Source organism: Brevundimonas denitrificans (assembly GCF_030160755.1).
GTDB classification, from domain to species: domain Bacteria; phylum Pseudomonadota; class Alphaproteobacteria; order Caulobacterales; family Caulobacteraceae; genus Brevundimonas; species Brevundimonas denitrificans.
Window position 1 is genome coordinate 1 of sequence record NZ_BSOY01000230.1, and the last position, 561, is coordinate 561.

Here is a 561-nt window from a genome sequence, read left to right on the forward strand (position 1 = left end):
GCAATGATTTGCGGCACCAGTGTCTTGTGACCGGCTGCCTGTGAGGAAATACCGATCACATGCACGTCGCTTTCAATGGCGTCCTTGGCGGCTTCTGCCGGGGTCTGGAACAACGGCCCCACATCCACGTCAAAGCCGATATCCGCAAACGCCGTCGCAATCACCTTGGCACCGCGGTCGTGACCGTCCTGCCCCAGCTTGACCACCAGCATCCGGGGACGACGCCCTTCCTCGGCGGCAAAGGCCTCGATGTCCTTCTGGATTTTCTGGAACCCTTCATCCCCCTCGTAGGCGGAACCATAGACACCGGAGATAGACCGGATTTCCGCCTTGTGACGGGTGAAGACTTTTTCCATGGCGTCAGAAATCTCCCCAATTGTTGCACGGGCGCGGGCAGCGTTCACACTCAGTTCCAGCAGGTTCGCATCCCCTTCTGCCCCCTTGGTCAGTGCCTCAAGGGCAGCCTGACAGGCGGCTTCATCCCGTGTGGCCCGGATTTTCTCAAGGCGGGCGACCTGTTGGCGCAGCACCTCGGTGTTGTCCACGTCCAGGATTTCGATG

At 60.1% G+C, this 561-nt stretch carries 1 protein-coding gene; it reads right to left on the reverse strand.

All coding sequences use genetic code 11. The annotated features are described in order from the left end of the window. On the reverse strand, positions 1-545 hold a 545-nt coding region (locus tag QQJ79_RS15920), incomplete at its 3' end, for a methylmalonyl-CoA mutase family protein (RefSeq protein WP_284223919.1). Positions 546-561 lie beyond the last annotated feature (16 nt).